Below are 16,082 nucleotides of genomic sequence, written 5' to 3'. Positions count from 1 at the left end.
GGCTGCCGGGACATCGGATGTCCGCATCCTCAGGAAAAGTCCGCCCTGATGTCCGCCCGGACGTCCGCACGCGCTGGTCGAAGAACTGTTGGCTGACAGTGCGGGCGCTGTCACGGCCCGCCACGAACGAACGCAGGACAGCCGGTTGGGGGCGTCAAGCATGACGAGCACTACAGAGACCCGTGACCGGGGCGGTCTGGACATCCGCCTCTCAGCGTCTTGGCAGCCGGTCGCGCACGCGACGGGCTACCCGACGTTCACCGCGATCATGCAGCGCGATGAGCTCGCCGGCGTCGACGCGCGCCGGATGCTGTCGGTGATCCTCGCGGGCTGGGGACTGATGGAGTTGAAGGACGAGATGGACCTGGTGGCGACCGAGCTCGTCGCGAATGCCGCGAAGCACGCCCGAGGTGACGTTATCCGTGTCAACGTCCAGCGCACCGCTCACCGGCGGGTGCGGGTGGCCGTGATCGACAAGAGCCGCGAGCAGCCGAAGCTGCGGCAGGTCGACGACCTCGCGGAGAGCGGCCGGGGCCTGCTCCTGGTCCAGGCTGTGGCGAGCGCGGTCGGTGTCGTCCCGCTGCCCTGGGGCAAAAGCGTCTGGGCGGAGGTGACCGCGAAGTGAGCACGGCCCTCGCGGTGACCCCGGCCTGCCTGCCCGAGGGGCAGCCCCTCGCCTGGGTGCGAGTCGACGGCACATGGAACGCCGTCACGGTGCCGGCGGAGTGGGAGCGGCAGGTCCTCGACATCCTCGGTATCCACTGCGGGCCGGTGAGGGAAGACCAGCCGGACGCCCGCCTGATGGGGGTGGTCGAGGCGGGCGGCGCCGACAACTGGCCCGACGCGACGGTCGCGGGGACCGGGGTTCACCGTGCCGGCGTCGAGATGCTGGTGTGCGCGATCGACGGCTACCGGGCCGGGATGCGCCGGCTGAGGGTGCCGACCCGGCAGCGCTGGACGACCGACCCCGACACGTTGCGCCTCGCGGTCGAATCCGTGGTCGGTCCGCTCACCGAGGCGCAGCCGATATCGCTGTGCCTCTGGTGCGGTACGCCGACGAGACACGGCCGCCGCCTCGGCCGGTACCAGTCCGACGCCGGCACGGGCGGGGGGCTGCACGCCTGTGAGCCCTGCTGGCGGTCGGCCGTCCAGGGCGGGACCGGCCGGCACCTGCGCGTCGTGCGGCAGGGCCCGCTGTGATCCCGGCCCGTATCGAGATCGTCGCCGCCGTGGTGACGGGCGCCTCGCTGGTGAGCGTGCTCGTCGTCGCGGTGGTCCGCTGACCCCTCGCCCCGGCCGGTCGCCCGAGACCGGAGGAACAGGCCCGGTGTGCTCCCGTAGCACCCGGCGGCCGGGGCGAGGCCGCGGTTCCCGGCCGTCACCTCCTGACGGCCGACACGGGGCTCCGGGCGAATCGCTCGGTGACGCCCGGGGCACCAACCCCCTTCGCCGCCTCGGCCGTGCTGCTCGACCCAGCACGGCCGGGGCGGTAACCAGACCTCTTCCGAGGAGGCGTTCGTGACCGTCGACGTCGATGCTGTCTCAGCTCGCCCGGAGATCACCCGGCCGCACCTGGCCGAGGTGTTCGGGCATGCCTGCGCTGCGATCCACCGGGCCGCCGCCGGGTTATGGCCCGGCGAGCCCGTGACCCTGGAGCGCCACGTCCCGAGCGTCACGGGCTACGTGCACCAGACCCGCGTCGGCGGCCGGGTCCTGTACGCGAAGACCTCGATCCTGGGCGTCTCCCTCGTCTCCCTGCTCCGGGGCGCCTGCGGTCCCTGGCCCGCTGTCCGCCGAGCTCAGCAGGCGTACGCGACGCAGCTCGACGGCCTGATGACGCGCGAGGCCGCGCAGCTCCAGGTCCTCGTCCAGATGGACCGGCCCCAGGTGTGCACCGTCGCCGGCATGAGCGAGGGCGTCATCTTCACCGAGCCGGTCACCGGCCCGTCCCTGGGGGAAGTGCTGCTCGCGCGACCGGCCGACACCTGCGCCCTGCTCGTCCGTACCTTCGACGAGCTGCACCCGCTGCACCGGCCGGGCGCTGCCCGCCGCCTCGCGCCCGGTGGCGCGATCGGCGAGCGGTCCATCGCCGGTACGTTCCTGCGGAAATTCCACGGGCTGTCGGGCGAGACCTATCTCGACATGCTCGGGGCGGAGCGGTGCGAGCCGGGGCCGCGGGCCGAGGTCGTCGAGCTCGCGCGGCGCAGCGTCGTACGGCTGCGGCAGCTGCGGATGATGCTGCCCGGCTCGGTCGGGACGTCCCTCGCCTATGGGGACCTGAAGCCCGAGCACGTGATCTTCACGGACGGGCACGACGAGCGGCCGGTGCTGCTCGACCCTGGCATCCTCCGCGCGAGCCCGATGGTCGACACCGCCAAGATGATCAGCCGTACCGTCCTCCTGCTCGCCGCCCGCCGCCCCGGCCCCGAGACGGCGCGTCAGGTCGTCGGCGGCATCGCCGCGTTCACCGATCAGCAGGCCGGACAACTGTCCGGCCGGGAGCGCCGGGCCTGGGAGCGGGGCCTGATGACGCTCTGGATGATGGACACGGTCAACATCCTCGCCACTTACCTGTCCGCGCCGGCGGCCCTGCCTGTGCCCGCCCTCGCGCTCGCCCTTGTGAACCGCGCCGGCCCGGTCTGTCGGCTCGTCGACGAGGTGAGCGCCGACCTCGCCGAACGGCCGGCCGGCCCGGGTTCGTGGGAGCGTGCGCTCGGCCACGTCTGGGCGGTCGCCGCATGACGCCCGGGTCGGGGGCCGTCGGCCTCATCGGGAGCGGCGCTGTCGGGCAGGCCGTCGGCGGTGCGCTCGTAACCGCCGGCGTCGGCTGTCGGCTGCTCGTCGCCTCGCGCACCGGCGAGCAGGCGGGCGCCCTGGCCGACGACCTCGCCGACATGCAGGCGGCGGTCGGTTCGCCCGTGCGGCCGACCGCTGCGGCAACCTGCGACCTGCGGGACTGCGACGCCGTCGTCATCGCCGTCCGGGCGAGCTTCGTCACCGCCCGCGGCAGCGACGTCCGCATGGGCGGGGCGCAGGCCAACGCGCCCCTGATCAGTGCGCTCGCCGCCGAGCTGCACGAGTACGCCGGCACGGTGCTGATGGTGACCAACCCGGTCGACCTGATGACCCGCCGGTTCGCCGAGGCCTCCGCCTGTCGGCGGGTCTTCGGTATCGGCTCGGGCCTGGACACCGCCCGCTACCGGCTCACCCTCGCGCGGCTGCTCGGAGTCCCCGTCGCCGCGGTGAACGGGCATGTGATCGGCGAGCACGGCGAGGCGGCCGTGGTGTGCGCCTCGTCGACCACCGTCAACGGCGAGCCCGTTCCTGTCCCCCTTCGGGCGATCCGGGCGATCAGGGACGAGCTCATCCAGCGGCCCGGCCGGATCAACGCCGGCATCGGCCGCACCCGATCCGGCCCGGCCGGGGCCGTCGTCACCGCCCTGCGCCTGGCGCTCGCTGTCGAGGACGGGGTGACCGAGCTGTCGACCGCGTACGGGGACGACTTCCTCGGAATCCCGTTGCGGTTCACCCGCGGCGAGCCCGTACCGTCCATCCCTCCACTCGACCTGGTCGAGGCCGGCGAGCTGGAGGCCGCCCGCAGCAAACTCCGCGCCGCCTACCAGTTGGTGAGCGGCGTCCCGCTTCCACCGCTTCCGTCAGAGAGGAACCCATCGTGACCACTCACGCCGTACGCCTGGAGGCCGCCGGCGCCTCCGTGACCGTCCTGTCTGCTGAGCGCGCCGTCACGGACTGGGCGGCCCGCTACTTCGGTCAGTGGTGGAAGGCCGCCCAGGTGGCCCCGGACAGCGTCTGTGCGGGGCCTGTCGTCGTCGCCGAGGTGAGCCCCGGCGCGTACGCCGACGCCGCCCTGGAGGTCACGCGGGCGCCCCACACGAGCGCCGTCTACGCGAAGGCTCAGATGCTCCTCGCCCGCGACGAGGCCGCCGGCGTGATCCGTGGCGTCTCCCCCGAGGAGGCGCTGGCCTACCGGTCCGAGCCCGCGGCCGGGAGCCTGACGGTCATCGGCTGCGACACCGAGCCGGTCGCCACGGCGACCGCCCGCCTGGCCCGTGAGGTGATGCGGGGGACACTGCTGCGGTCTGGCTGGACGGTACTGCACGCGTCGGCCGTCGTGCACGAGGGGCGCGTCATCCTGACCTTCGGGCAGAAGGGTGCGGGCAAGACGACGACCGCTCTCGCCCTCGCGGCTCGGAAGGGGCTCGCGCTGCTGGCCAATGACCGGGTCTTCGTCCGCCCGAACGACAGTGGTGGCGTCGCCGTCCTGCCCTGGCCGTCGGCCGCCGCGCTCGGCCTCGGTCTGCTCGACGGCCTCGGCTGGTTCGAGGTGGTGCAGGAGCGGCTGGAGGCCGGTGAGTCGCTGCACCCGACACAGGACGGTCAGGTCACCGAGGCGCTGCGCGCCGGCCGCCGCGAGCCGCTGTGGGAGGGCGGGAAGGAGCTGAAGACGCAGGTCTTCCCCGATCAGTTCCCGAACTGGTTCGGCGTACCGCTCGCCACGGGCGGGGTCGCCGGCGCGCTTGTGTTCCCGAGGATCGAGCGGGACGCCACCCCGGCCGTCGAGAACGGCGACGGGCGGGGGCTGACCGACAGCGACTTCATGTCGGGCAAGACCGAGGACCGGTACCCCGACGTCTTCGAGCTCGCCCGGGTCGACGACGGCGGCGGCGTGGCCGAGGCCCGGCACGGGGTGCTCGGCCTCCTGGCGAGGCTCCCGCATCACGCGGTCGTCCTCGGTCACGACATCGACGGCAATGCCGATTTCCTGGCGAAGGTGACCGGCTGGGCCTGACCCTCGGAGAGGTGTACACCTCTCCCTTCTCGTGCTGCTCCGGCCGTGCCTCGCGGCCGGGGCCGCGTGCTTGCCGCCTGTCCGACACCGCATCACCGCGAGGGCTTCCGTGACCGGCCTCCCCCCGCCTCGACTTCCTCGACCTCCTCGCCCCCGGTCGCCTCCGTCCTCGCCGCCGAACAGGACCGGGTGTTCCTGAAGGGGGTGCCGCTCAGGGATTCTCGAGTGGCGGGGCAGCGGCGTGAGGCCGCGATCAGCCCGTGCACCCCGACCTCCTGCCCCCGGCTGCTGTGGACCGTTGAGGCCGCAGGCGGGCGGCTGCTTCGTCGGCATGAGTTCGGAGCCCGCGACAAGGGACAGCGGCGACGCCGAGGCACGGTCGGCTCTCGCGCGGCGCCCGGCCGTCCTCCACTGCCCCGGACGACCGGATGGCTCGGTCAGCGCTGCGCTTCACCGAGGGCGGCTCGGAGCCGGTCGAGCGAGCCGGTCTCCAGGACAGCGTCCGCGAGGGCCCGGCCGCTGCTGCTGTCGATCCACCGTCCGGCACGCGCCTTCTCTTGACAGCGGGCGGACCCGGCCGGAAACTCACGGCAGTCATAAGTGAAGAAAACTTCACTGTGCGAACAAGACGGCAATGACGCCAACCGGAAGGAACGACCGATGCGCACCACCGTCGGCATCATCGGAGCCGGCCCCGCGGGACTCCTGCTCGCCCGGCTGCTCCACAACGCCGGGATCGACTCGGTCGTCCTGGAGAGCCGCGACCGGGAGTACGTCGAGCGGCGGCAGCGGGCCGGAATCCTGGAGCAGGGGACGGTGGACGTACTGCGCGCGGCCGGCGCCGGCGAGCGCATGGACCGGGAGGGGCTGCGGCACGACGGCATCGAGCTGCGGTTCGGCAGGAAGCGGCACCGCGTCGACTTCCCGGCGCTGACCGGCGGACGGTCCGTGACGGTCTACGCCCAGACCGAGGTGTGCAAGGACCTCATCGCCCTCCAGCTCCAGGACGGCGGCCCGCTGCTGTTCGAGACGGAGGCACTGGCCGTGGAGGGGGCGGAGAGCGAGAGTCCGCGCGTGCGGTTCCGGCGGGACGGTGCCGAGGACGTGCTGGAGTGTGAGTACGTCGTCGGGTGCGACGGGTTCTGGGGCGTCGCCCGCAAGGCGATACCCGCGGCGATAGCGCAGACGTTCGAGCGTACGTACCCGTTCGGCTGGCTCGGCATCCTCGCCGACGTCGCCCCCTCGCACGACGAGCTGGTCTACGCCCGCCACGACCGCGGCTTCGCCCTGCTGTCCATGCGCTCCCCGTCCGTCTCCCGCCTCTACCTCCAGGTGCCCGAGGGCACGGACGCCGAGGCGTGGGGCGACGAGGAGATCTGGGACGAGCTGGAGCGGCGGTTCGAGACCGACGACGACTGGACGCTCCGCCGGGGCCCCGTCACCCAGAAGTCCGTCACGCCGATGCGGTCGTACGTCCACGAGCCCATGCGGCACGGGCGGCTCTTCCTGGCCGGCGACGCCGCCCACATCGTGCCGCCGACCGGCGCCAAGGGGCTGAACCTCGCCGTCGGTGACGTCGTCACCTTCGCGCGGGCCCTGGTCCACCGGCGCGAGACCGGCTCCGGCGAACTGCTCGACGCCTACTCCGCCACCTGCCTGCGCCGCGTCTGGCAGGCCGAGCGGTTCTCCTACGACATGACGACGCTGCTGCACCCCGACCCCGGCGCCACCGGCTTCGACGGCCGCCTCCAGCTGGCCCGGCTGGAGCGCGTCACCGCCTCCCGCGCCGCCGAGACCGACCTCGCGGAGGCGTACACCGGCTTTCCCTTCGCGTAAGGGGCCGGCGAAGGGGAAGCCGGGACCGGTGAGGGGAATCACCCGGACGGACAGCGTGTTCTCTCGCAGGACGAGGGAAAGATCCTCCCCAAGCACTAGGGTCATTCCTTTGCCGTTCTATTACTCTTGAGCCAAGGCCACGCACGGTGGCCATGGAGGAGTGAAATGAGGAGCAGAAACCCGGTCTTCTCGCGACGGGGGTTCAGCCGCGACAACGGCTACGCGGGCTTCAACACCGCGCCGCAGGCCGGGGGACCCGCCGTCGCCACGCAGGCCAACCCGTACGCCCAGCCGACCGGCAACCCGTACGCGCAGAACCCGTATGCCCAGACGGACCTCGGCGCTCCGCCGCAGGCGCCGGCCGCCACCGGCCGGATGACCATCGACGACGTCGTCCTGCGGACCGGCAGCACGCTCGGCGTGCTCATCGTCACCGCCGCGCTCTCCTGGGCCCTCCTGCCGGTCGACGACGCCAACATCGGCCGGTCCTACGGCATCGCCATCGGCGCCGCCCTGATCGGCATGGTCCTGGCGCTCGTCCAGTCCTTCAAGCGGACGCCCACCCCGGCGCTGATCCTCGCCTACGCGGCGTTCGAGGGCGTCTTCCTCGGCGTCGTCTCCAGCGTCGTCGACAACCGCATCGCCGACGGCGCCGCCATGCAGGCCGTGATCGGCACGATGGCGACCTTCGCCGCCGTGCTGGTGGCCTACAAGGCCGGCTGGATCCGCGTCAACCGCCGCTTCGTCGGCTTCGTGATGGCGGCCTCGCTCGGCTTCGTACTGCTGATGATGGTCAACCTGCTGTTCGCGGTCTTCGGCGGCGGTGACGGCCTCGGCTTCCGCAGCGGCGGCCTCGGCATCCTCTTCGGTGTCATCGGCGTCATCCTCGGCGCCTGCTTCCTCGCCCTGGACTTCAAGCAGGTCGAGGACGGCATCGCCTACGGCGCTCCGCGCAACGAGGCCTGGTTCGCGGCCTTCGGCCTCACCCTGACGCTGGTGTGGCTGTACCTGGAGTTCCTGCGGCTCATCGCGATCCTCAACAGCAGCGACTGACGCACCGTGTGAGACGCGTGAGGAAGGGCCCCGGGCGGCACGCCGCCCGGGGCCCTTCGCGTGTCCGGTCGCGCTCAGCGCAGCCTGCGCGCGGCCCTTCTCAGGTCGTACTCGTGGACGATGGCCTTGGCGTGGCCGTAGGCGAGGTCGTACTCGTGCCTCAGCCAGCTGACCTTCTCCTCGAAGCGGAAGAGAGCCGGGCCTTCTTCGACGGTGCGCAACCAGTCGGAGACCTCACGACCGGTGCAGTGGGGGATGCGGGCGAGCAGATTGCGATGGGTCTCCTCGGAGAGGACATGGGACATCGGCGCCTCCGGACGACAGGGGATGTGAGCCGGTCCTTCAGCTCACCGTGCCTGAGCGTTCGCCCGTTGGCAACAGTCCCGGAGGGCCGCGTACGCTCACGCCGTGGTTGATACGACGCCTCTGACCGGTGCGCTGGAGCACTTCGCCGACCGTCTGCGGGCCGCCCCGCAGAGCAGACTGCAACGGGGGGCTGCCGCCGAGGCGCTGGAACTGGCCAGGGAGCTGTCCCGGCGGGCCCAGCTCGCCGAGGACCCCGCCGCCGAGCCCCGGGTGATGCCCGACGCCGGCATGTTCGCCGCCGCCGACCAGATCACCGTCGCCGGGCACGACCTGGCGCTCGTACTGAAGAGCGAGGAGGAGGTGGAGGAGGCGGTACGGCTCGTCGCGGAGGCGCAGAAACGCGCCGGGGTGTGAGGGCCGGACATGGGTGACGGCCGGGGACCCCGCGGCGCCTAGAGGGACGCGATGACGCGGTCCGCCAGTACGTACACGCTCTCCTCGCCGCAGGCGAAGGTCAGCGCGTAGGCGCCGGAGACACCGGAGCCGCCGAGCAGGACCGGGGTGTCGCCCGCGCGCAGCGCGGCGGCCAGGCGGTCCGCGGTCTCGCGGTGGCCCGGGGTCATGCACAGGGTGGTGCCGTCGGCGAAGACGTAGACGTCGAGGGTGCCCAGCGGGCCCGGGCGGACGTCCGCCAGCTCGACGCGGCCGGCGGCCAGCTCCTCCAGGGCGGTGACGGTGCGCTCGTGGTCGTTCACCGGGGAGGGGTTCGGTACGAAGTCCGGGTGCGAGGGGTGGCGGCGGCGGGCCGCGGCCAGCTCGGCGGAGTCGGGGGACGGCTCGTCGGCGTCCGCGCCCGGCTCCGTCACCGGCTCAAGACCCGCCAGGTCGGCCGGGTGGGGCAGGAACGGCTCGCTGTCGGCGAAGCCCAGCAGCAGCGGGGCGTCGGAGGCGTCGCGGCTTTCCTGCGCGGCCCAGAACGCGCGGGCCTCGGCCAGCTCCCGCTCGCGTTCCTCGGCCAGCGCCGCGGCGACGGCGGCGCGTATCTCGTCCGTGTCGGCCGCGGTGCGGGCGGCGGGCACCCGGCCGCGCAGGGCCGCGGCGTTGCTCTCGGCCAGTTCGGTGTGCAGGGCCGCGACCTGGCGGCGCAGCACCAGCACGCTGCGCAGGACCGCGACGCCCACGGCGCCGGTGGCTGCCGTGGTGAGCAGCAGGGCGATCGATGTGGCGCTCACTGACGTACTCCCGGTTCAAAGTCGACCCCCGACTTCCTACATCAGCTTGATGGGCGGACCGAGCCACTGTCAGTGCGTAACGTCACGAAACGGACATGACTTTGGGTCCCGGCGGGGCCGGTGAGGCCGGTGGGTCCGGCCTGACCTGCGTAAATCACCGGGGCGAGCGAGATAGGTCACATCCTGGGGGAGTTTGGGTCACGGAACGGCCCGGGGGCCTGGGGTTTCCAGGGCTCCGGGCCGGGGGTCACGGGGGGTCCCTCAGGGGCTACCGAACGTCAGCTGAGGCGCTCGATGACCATGGCCATGCCCTGGCCGCCGCCGACGCACATCGTCTCCAGGCCGAACTGCTTGTCGTGCCACTGAAGGGAGTTGATGAGTGTGCCGGTGATGCGGGCGCCGGTCATGCCGAAGGGGTGGCCGACGGCGATGGCGCCGCCGTTGACGTTCAGCTTCTCCAGCGGGATGCCGAGGTCCCGGTAGGAGGGGATGACCTGCGCGGCGAACGCCTCGTTGATCTCGACCAGGTCGATGTCACCGATGGTGAGACCGGCGCGGGCGAGGGCCTGCCGCGACGCCTCGACCGGGCCGAGGCCCATGATCTCCGGGGAGAGGCCGGAGACGCCCGTGGAGACGATCCGGGCCAGCGGGGTCAGGCCCAGCTCGCGGGCCTTGGTGTCGCTCATGATCACGAGGGCGGCGGCGCCGTCGTTGAGCGGGCAGCAGTTGCCGGCGGTGACCATGCCGTCGGGGCGGAAGACGGGCTTGAGGCCCGCGACGCCCTCCATCGTGACGCCGGCGCGGGGGCCGTCGTCCTTGCTGACGACCGTGCCGTCGGGCAGCGTGACGGGGGTGATCTCGCGCTCCCAGAAGCCGTTCTTGACGGCCTCCTCGGCGAGGTTCTGCGAGCGGACGCCGAACTCGTCCATGTCCTGCCGGGTGACGCCCTTGGCGCGGGCCAGGTTCTCGGCGGTCTGGCCCATCGCGATGTACGGGTCGGGCAGCAGGCCGTCCTCGCGCGGGTCGTGCCAGGTGGACCCCTCGGCGGCGGCGACCGCGGCGGTGCGGGCCTCGGCCTCGGCGAACAGCGGGTTGTGCGTGTCGGGCAGTCCGTCGGAGTTGCCCTTGCCGAAGCGGGAGACCATCTCGACGCCGGCCGAGATGAAGACGTCTCCCTCGCCGGCCTTGATGGCGTGCAGCGCCATGCGGCTGGTCTGGAGGGAGGAGGAGCAGTACCGGGTGACGGTGCAGCCCGGCAGGTGGTCCATCCCCATCTGTACGGCGACGATCCGGCCCAGGTTGTGGCCCTGCTCGCCGCCGGGCAGGCCGCAGCCGAGCATCAGGTCGTCGATGTCCTTCGGGTCCAGCTCCGGGACCTTGGCGAGGGCGGCCCGCACGATCGTGGCGGTCAGGTCGTCGGGGCGCAGCTCCTTGAGGGAGCCCTTGCCGGCGCGGCCGATGGGGGAGCGGGCGGCGGAAACGATCACGGCTTCGGGCATCACGGCTCCATTGGCGTTCGCGTACGGGCGGCTGGACTGCATGACTGCCTGGGAAGTTACCCGTACGTAGAGGTCAGGTCACGGGGGCGGGGGTGTGACCCTGGCCGCAATGTACTAAGCGCTTGCTTTTTACGGTAGAGGTGGGCGGCACTGGGGCAGGGGTCGAGTGGGGCAGGGGCGGGGCAGGGGCGGGGACAGGAGCAGAGGCAGGAGCAGGGGCAGAGGTGAGGCCGGGCCCGGGCCAGGGCCGTGGGCTGGACTGGGGACGCGTCAGGACGGCTGTGCCGTGTGCTCCGGCTCCGTCTCCGGCACCCTGCGCCGCCTCCGCCGCTTGAGCAGCGCCCAAGGCCCTCGCGGCCCCGTCGGCATCGCCGCCGCGACCTCCGTGCCCGCCTCGTCGACGGCCTCCGCCGCCGCCCGCGCCACCGGCAGGAAGCCCTCGCGGCGGGAGACGTCGGGACGCTCCTCCTCGGCCGGCCACAGGCCGAGCGCCGCGCACACCGTCGGCAGCACCGCCATCGCGGCGGTGGCGTACCCGTCCGCGGAAGGGTGGTAGTTGTCGGGGCCGAACATCTCCCGCGGGTTGCGCGCGAACTCCGGGCCCAGCAGGTCGCCCAGCGACACCGTGCGCCCGCCCTGCTCCACCACGCCGATGGTCTGCGCCGCCGCGAGCTGCCGTGAGGCCCGCCGGGCCAGCCAGCGCAGCGGCTGCCGCACCGGTTCGATCGTGCCCAGGTCGGGACAGGTGCCCACGACCACCTCCGCGCCGGCCGTGCGCAGCCGCCGTACCGCCCCCGCCAGATGGCGTACCGAGCGGGTGGCCGGCATCCGGTGGGTCACGTCGTTGGCGCCCACCATGATCACGCAGACGTCCGGCAGCCGTACCGGGTCCGCCAGCACCAGCGCCACCTGCCGGCCCAGGTCGTCCGACCGGGCCCCCGGCGACGCGACCGACCGCAGCTCCACCGGCCGCTCGGCCACCGCCGCCAGCCCGGACGCCAGCAGCGCCCCCGGCGTCTGCCCGGCCCGGTGCACGCCCTGCCCGGCCGCCGTGGAGTCGCCCAGCATCACCAGCCGCAGGGGCGGCTCACCGGCCGTGGGGAACGCCCCGCCGTACAGTCCCTCCGCGTTCGGCACCCGGGTGGGCGTGCCGATGCCCACCCGCCGCCTGGCCAGCTGCACCTCCGCCAGCAGCAGGCCGACCGTCGCCGCGCCGGCCAGGCCGATGCCGCCGCCGCCGTATGCCGCGCCGGCCGCGATCCGCCGGGCCACCCTCGCCCTCGACATGCTCGTCATGCGTCGCCGCCACCTCCTCACGAGCCGTACATCCCCTACTTGCCCTGTACGGACCGTCGCCCAATCTCAACGAGGAGTGAACGACCGTCCCGGGGCCGCCCGGCGTCGGCAGGCCATAGGCTGGCCGGCGGAACCATCATCACCAGACATTTGCGGCATCCGGAGACAACGGTGCAATTTCACGACTCGATGATCAGCCTCGTCGGCAACACCCCGCTGGTGCGGCTCAACAGCGTGACCAAGGGCATCAGGGCCACCGTCCTGGCCAAGGTGGAGTACTTCAACCCGGGCGGCTCGGTGAAGGACCGCATCGCCCTGCGCATGATCGAGGCCGCCGAACAGAGCGGCGAACTGAAGCCGGGCGGCACGATCGTCGAGCCGACCAGCGGCAACACGGGCGTGGGCCTGGCCATCGTGGCCCAGCAGAAGGGCTACAAGTGCGTCTTCGTCTGCCCGGACAAGGTGTCGACGGACAAGATCAACGTCCTGCGCGCGTACGGCGCCGAGGTCGTCGTCTGCCCCACCGCCGTGGACCCGGAGCACCCGGACTCCTACTACAACGTCTCCGACCGGCTGGTCCGTGAGACGCCCGGAGCCTGGAAGCCGGACCAGTACTCCAACCCGCACAACCCGCTCTCCCACTACCACTCGACCGGTCCCGAGCTGTGGAAGCAGACCGAGGGCCGGATCACCCACTTCGTGACCGGCGTCGGCACCGGCGGCACCATCTCCGGCACCGGCCGCTACCTCAAGGACGCCAGCGACGGCCGGGTGAAGGTGATCGGCGCCGACCCCGAGGGCTCGGTCTACTCCGGCGGCTCGGGACGCCCGTACCTCGTCGAGGGCGTCGGCGAGGACTTCTGGCCGACCGCCTACGACCGCGAGGTCGCCGACGAGATCGTCGCCGTCTCCGACAAGGACTCCTTCCAGATGACCCGGCGCCTGGCCAAGGAGGAGGGCCTGCTGGTGGGCGGCTCCTGCGGCATGGCGGTGGTCGCCGCGCTGCGGGTCGCCGAGCGGCTGACCGAGGACGACGTGGTCGTCGTACTCCTCCCGGACAGCGGACGCGGGTACCTGTCGAAGATCTTCAACGACGAGTGGATGGCCGACTACGGCTTCCTGGACGACTCCGGGCCCAGCGCCCGCGTCGGTGACGTCCTCAACCACAAGGAGGGCGACGCCATCCCCTCCCTCGTCCACATGCACCCGGACGAGACGGTCGGTCAGGCCATCGAGGTGCTGCGCGAGTACGGCGTCTCCCAGATGCCGATCGTCAAGCCCGGCGCGGGACATCCGGACGTGATGGCCGCCGAGGTCGTCGGCTCGGTGGTGGAACGCGAACTGCTCGACGCCCTGTTCACCCGGCGGGCCTCGCTCCAGGACCCGCTGGAGCGGCACATGTCGCCGCCGCTGCCGCAGGTCGGCTCCGGCGAGCCGGTCGAGGACCTGATGAGCGTGCTCGGCACGGCCGACGCCGCGATCGTCCTGGTCGAGGGCAAGCCGACCGGGGTGGTGAGCCGTCAGGACCTGCTGTCCTTCCTGGCCGGTTCGGGGAAGTAACGGAAAATCACCGGTGAACGGCGGGTGACGGCGGCGAACTCGCGGTGGATGCCGGGTTGTCAGGTCTTCCCGAACTGGTACGCGGGCGTCACGTTCGCGCAGCACACGCTTAACACAGGTCAGGCACATTGGTGGATGTCGGCGGGAACGGGAGCGGCTCCCCGTCCCGGCCGGCACCGAACGGCGCCAAGGACCTCCGGAGCGGCTCCCGGACCTCCATGGACGCCAGGACGCGGGCGCCCGGGCCTGACCCGGCACCGTGTCCCTCGCGGGGACCGCCGTCGTCCCGCCCCCCGGCAACGGGGGTGCGGCGGTCCCCGCGCATGACTTTCCCCGCGCCCGCCGCCCGCCCGCTTCCCGCCTGGTCGGCCGACCGGCCGTCAGTCGGTCCCGCGGGGGCCGCGCCCGCGGAACAGTCCCGGGTTGGTCCGGGCGGCCTGCACGACGTTCACCCCGACGATGCCGGCCCAGGCGGCCAGCAGCCCCGGCAGGTCCGCGACGCCCCCGCCGATCGCGGACAGCGGGACCGCCAGCACCAGCGAGACGATGCCGAAGCCGAACCGCTCCCCGAAGGTGTCGGTGGCCCTGGGGCCCCGCGAGTCCCGGGCCGACACCATCTGCTGCTCGGCGAACTGCCGGCGCACCCGCCGCTCGACCGCGCCGTCGATCCGCTGGTCGACCTTCTCCAGGAACGACTCCACCAGCGCGGAGTCGTAGTCCTCCCCCAACTCCCTGCGCGCCCGCAGGGTCGCGTCGAGTTCCCTCTTCAGCTCGGCGTCGCGCGCGTCCATTCCCGTCATGCCGTCCACGCTACGGAGCGGGGGTGCCCGTCGCACTGGGGTTAGCCCCCGGGTTCGCGGCTGACTGCATGGGCGTATGCAGAGAGGGGGGATACTGAATAAGGTGGCTGGACCGGGGCGACGGGATCGGAGGGGGAGCGCGTCATGGGTACGACCGGCAGTCCGGCCGCGCGGCTGCAGGCGCTGTTCGAGGGGCACCGGCTGACGCCGACCCAGCGGCGCATCGCGCACAGCATGGTGCGGCGTGCCGCCGACGTGCCGTTCCTGTCCAGCGTGGAACTGGCCGAACTGGCCGGGGTCAGCCAGCCGTCCGTGACCCGCTTCGCCGTCGCCCTGGGCTTCGACGGCTACCCGGACCTGCGCCGGCACCTGCGCGAGGTCGCCCCCGCGGAGCCGGTGCCGGAGACCGGGGCCGGCAGCAACGAGTACCAGCAGGCCGTCGAGGCCGAGATCGAGAACCTGCGGCACCTCGCCGAGGCACTGGCCGATCCCCGCCCCGTGCGGCAGGCCGGGCGTCTCCTCGCGGCGAGCCGTCCCCTCCTCGTCCTCGGTCTGCGGGCCGCCGCCGCCCAGGCGCAGGGGTTCGCCTACTTCGCCGCCAAGGTCCACCCCGACGTCCGGCTGCTCGGCGAGGGCGGCTCGATGGTCCAGGACCGGATCGACGGCGCCGTACGGGCCGGGGCGAGCGCGCTGCTCTGCTTCGCGCTGCCGCGCCACCCCCGGGAGGTCGTCGACGCCCTGGCCCACGCCAAGGAGGCCGGGCTGACCGTCGTCACCGTCGCCGACTCCGCCTTCGCGCCCGTCGCCAAGGTCTCCGACCTGCTGCTGCCCGCCGCCGTCGGCACCGGGCTCGCCTTCGACACCGCCTGCGCGCCGATGCTGCTGGGCCGGGTGCTGCTGGAGGCCATGTGCGACGACCTGCCGGACGCCCAGGCGCGCCTGGAGGAGTTCGACGCCCACGCGGCGGCGCGGGGGCTGTTCGTGGACTGACGGGGCCCCGGCGCGGCGCCGCGCGCTCTCAGACTCGTCTCACCTTGCGCCGTTAATCTGCCGTCCTCGCACACCCCTCGGACGCTTGGCAGATGTGACGGGAGGCAGACGTGGCGCGCGGAGGACAGGGGCTGGCCCGGGTGGCCGTCGTCGTACGGGCGGGCGCGGCACCCATGTGGTGGCTCGGCGTGATGGCGGCGGGCATCGGCGTACTGGTGCCGGGACCGACGGGGCGCCGGATCGGTGTCCTGTCCGGAGCGGCGCTCTTCATCATCGCCGCCCTCGTGGTGGCGTACGTCCGCCGCAAGCGGTACACCCGGCTGGCCGGTGCGGCGGCCCGCGCCGGGAAGCACGACGTCCTCCAGGACCGGGCGGTGACCTCGCGCAACTGGCGCCGGGGGCATCGCTGGTGGCTGCTGCTCGCCTTCCTCGCGGCACTGGGCAGCGCGTTCGCCGTCCCGGCGGCCGGTGGGATGCTGCTGGCCGGCTGCGGGGTGGGCCTGTGGCTGAAGGCGGCGTGGCTCGGCCGCCGGGAGCGTGCCGGGGACGCGCTGCTGTGGGTGCGGGTCGACTGGCTCGACCGGAGGGCGGGCCGCCCCGCGGGCAAGGCGGTCAAGGCGTACCGGGGGACCGGGATCGCGGCGGGGGACGCCGCTCCGGGCGGGGCGCGGCGGAAGACGGCGGCGCTGGTGTGACGCCG

General features: G+C 72.9%; 16 protein-coding genes. 11 read left to right on the top strand and 5 right to left on the bottom strand.

What is annotated here, in order from left to right:
• Window positions 1-160: 160 nt before the first annotated feature.
• The 7 genes from ACZ3IG_RS18730 to ACZ3IG_RS18700 all read left to right on the top strand — a co-directional run bounded on the left by ACZ3IG_RS18730 (window position 161) and on the right by ACZ3IG_RS18700 (window position 7,699).
• Complete coding sequence (locus ACZ3IG_RS18730; protein WP_467433266.1) at window positions 161-625, top strand: ATP-binding protein; 465 nt, start codon at window positions 161-163, stop codon at window positions 623-625.
• The gene (locus tag ACZ3IG_RS18725; RefSeq protein WP_467433265.1) at window positions 622-1,200 is read left to right on the top strand and encodes a hypothetical protein; all 579 of its coding nucleotides are present in this window, start codon (window positions 622-624) and stop codon (window positions 1,198-1,200) included. Before ACZ3IG_RS18730 ends, ACZ3IG_RS18725 begins: the two co-directional genes overlap by 4 nt.
• A gap of 318 nt (window positions 1,201-1,518) precedes the next feature.
• A complete protein-coding gene (locus ACZ3IG_RS18720) occupies window positions 1,519-2,742 on the top strand; it encodes a phosphotransferase (protein WP_467433263.1) in 1,224 nt (407 codons plus the stop codon).
• The gene (locus ACZ3IG_RS18715; RefSeq protein ID WP_467433261.1) at window positions 2,739-3,677 is read left to right on the top strand and encodes a lactate/malate family dehydrogenase; all 939 of its coding nucleotides are present in this window, start codon (window positions 2,739-2,741) and stop codon (window positions 3,675-3,677) included. Before ACZ3IG_RS18720 ends, ACZ3IG_RS18715 begins: the two co-directional genes overlap by 4 nt.
• Complete coding sequence (locus ACZ3IG_RS18710) at window positions 3,674-4,810, top strand: hypothetical protein (RefSeq protein WP_467433260.1); 1,137 nt, start codon at window positions 3,674-3,676, stop codon at window positions 4,808-4,810. The genes ACZ3IG_RS18715 and ACZ3IG_RS18710 overlap by 4 nt, the downstream gene beginning before the upstream one ends.
• Before the next feature lie 660 nt (window positions 4,811-5,470).
• Complete coding sequence (locus tag ACZ3IG_RS18705; protein ID WP_467433259.1) at window positions 5,471-6,646, top strand: 4-hydroxybenzoate 3-monooxygenase; 1,176 nt, start codon at window positions 5,471-5,473, stop codon at window positions 6,644-6,646.
• A gap of 165 nt (window positions 6,647-6,811) precedes the next feature.
• Window positions 6,812-7,699: a Bax inhibitor-1/YccA family protein gene (locus ACZ3IG_RS18700; protein WP_215170506.1), complete on the top strand. Its 888-nt coding sequence runs from the start codon at window positions 6,812-6,814 to the stop codon at window positions 7,697-7,699.
• A gap of 74 nt (window positions 7,700-7,773) precedes the next feature.
• Here ACZ3IG_RS18700 and ACZ3IG_RS18695 read toward each other — a convergent pair whose 3' ends face one another.
• Window positions 7,774-8,004 carry a DUF4287 domain-containing protein gene (locus ACZ3IG_RS18695; protein WP_215170508.1) on the bottom strand — a complete coding sequence of 77 codons (231 nt, stop codon included), beginning with the start codon at window positions 8,002-8,004 and terminating at the stop codon, window positions 7,774-7,776.
• A 103-nt stretch (window positions 8,005-8,107) separates the two neighbouring features.
• Here ACZ3IG_RS18695 and ACZ3IG_RS18690 point away from each other — a divergent pair, with 103 nt between their 5' ends.
• Window positions 8,108-8,419, top strand: a complete 312-nt coding sequence (locus ACZ3IG_RS18690; RefSeq protein WP_467433257.1) for a hypothetical protein — start codon at window positions 8,108-8,110, stop codon at window positions 8,417-8,419.
• A gap of 38 nt (window positions 8,420-8,457) precedes the next feature.
• On the opposite strand, the gene ACZ3IG_RS18685 is transcribed toward ACZ3IG_RS18690, so the two are convergent.
• The 3 genes from ACZ3IG_RS18685 to ACZ3IG_RS18675 all read right to left on the bottom strand — a co-directional run bounded on the left by ACZ3IG_RS18685 (window position 8,458) and on the right by ACZ3IG_RS18675 (window position 12,032).
• On the bottom strand, window positions 8,458-9,237 hold the full coding sequence (locus tag ACZ3IG_RS18685) for a hypothetical protein (RefSeq protein WP_467433256.1): 780 nt from the start codon (window positions 9,235-9,237) through the stop codon (window positions 8,458-8,460).
• Between the two features lie 278 nt (window positions 9,238-9,515).
• On the bottom strand, window positions 9,516-10,736 hold the full coding sequence (locus tag ACZ3IG_RS18680; RefSeq protein ID WP_467433255.1) for an acetyl-CoA C-acetyltransferase: 1,221 nt from the start codon (window positions 10,734-10,736) through the stop codon (window positions 9,516-9,518).
• A gap of 270 nt (window positions 10,737-11,006) precedes the next feature.
• On the bottom strand, window positions 11,007-12,032 hold the full coding sequence (locus ACZ3IG_RS18675) for an SGNH/GDSL hydrolase family protein (RefSeq protein WP_467433254.1): 1,026 nt from the start codon (window positions 12,030-12,032) through the stop codon (window positions 11,007-11,009).
• A gap of 171 nt (window positions 12,033-12,203) precedes the next feature.
• Between ACZ3IG_RS18675 and ACZ3IG_RS18670 the strand changes: the two genes are divergently transcribed.
• Entirely contained in the window at window positions 12,204-13,592 is a 1,389-nt protein-coding gene (locus tag ACZ3IG_RS18670; RefSeq protein ID WP_467433253.1) for a cystathionine beta-synthase, read from the top strand.
• Window positions 13,593-13,972: 380 nt separating this feature from the next.
• Here the strand turns inward: ACZ3IG_RS18670 and ACZ3IG_RS18665 are convergent, their stop codons facing one another.
• Entirely contained in the window at window positions 13,973-14,383 is a 411-nt protein-coding gene (locus ACZ3IG_RS18665; RefSeq protein WP_467433693.1) for a hypothetical protein, read from the bottom strand.
• 153 nt (window positions 14,384-14,536) lie between these two features.
• Between ACZ3IG_RS18665 and ACZ3IG_RS18660 the strand changes: the two genes are divergently transcribed.
• The gene (locus tag ACZ3IG_RS18660; protein ID WP_467433251.1) at window positions 14,537-15,382 is read left to right on the top strand and encodes a MurR/RpiR family transcriptional regulator; all 846 of its coding nucleotides are present in this window, start codon (window positions 14,537-14,539) and stop codon (window positions 15,380-15,382) included.
• Window positions 15,383-15,492: 110 nt separating this feature from the next.
• On the top strand, window positions 15,493-16,077 hold the full coding sequence (locus ACZ3IG_RS18655) for a hypothetical protein (protein WP_467433250.1): 585 nt from the start codon (window positions 15,493-15,495) through the stop codon (window positions 16,075-16,077).
• Window positions 16,078-16,082 lie beyond the last annotated feature (5 nt).

The organism is Streptomyces sp. NPDC016677 (genome assembly GCF_055562815.1).
The sequence above is the reverse complement of the archived record's forward strand: the minus strand, read 5'-3'. Positions and strand labels throughout refer to the sequence as shown.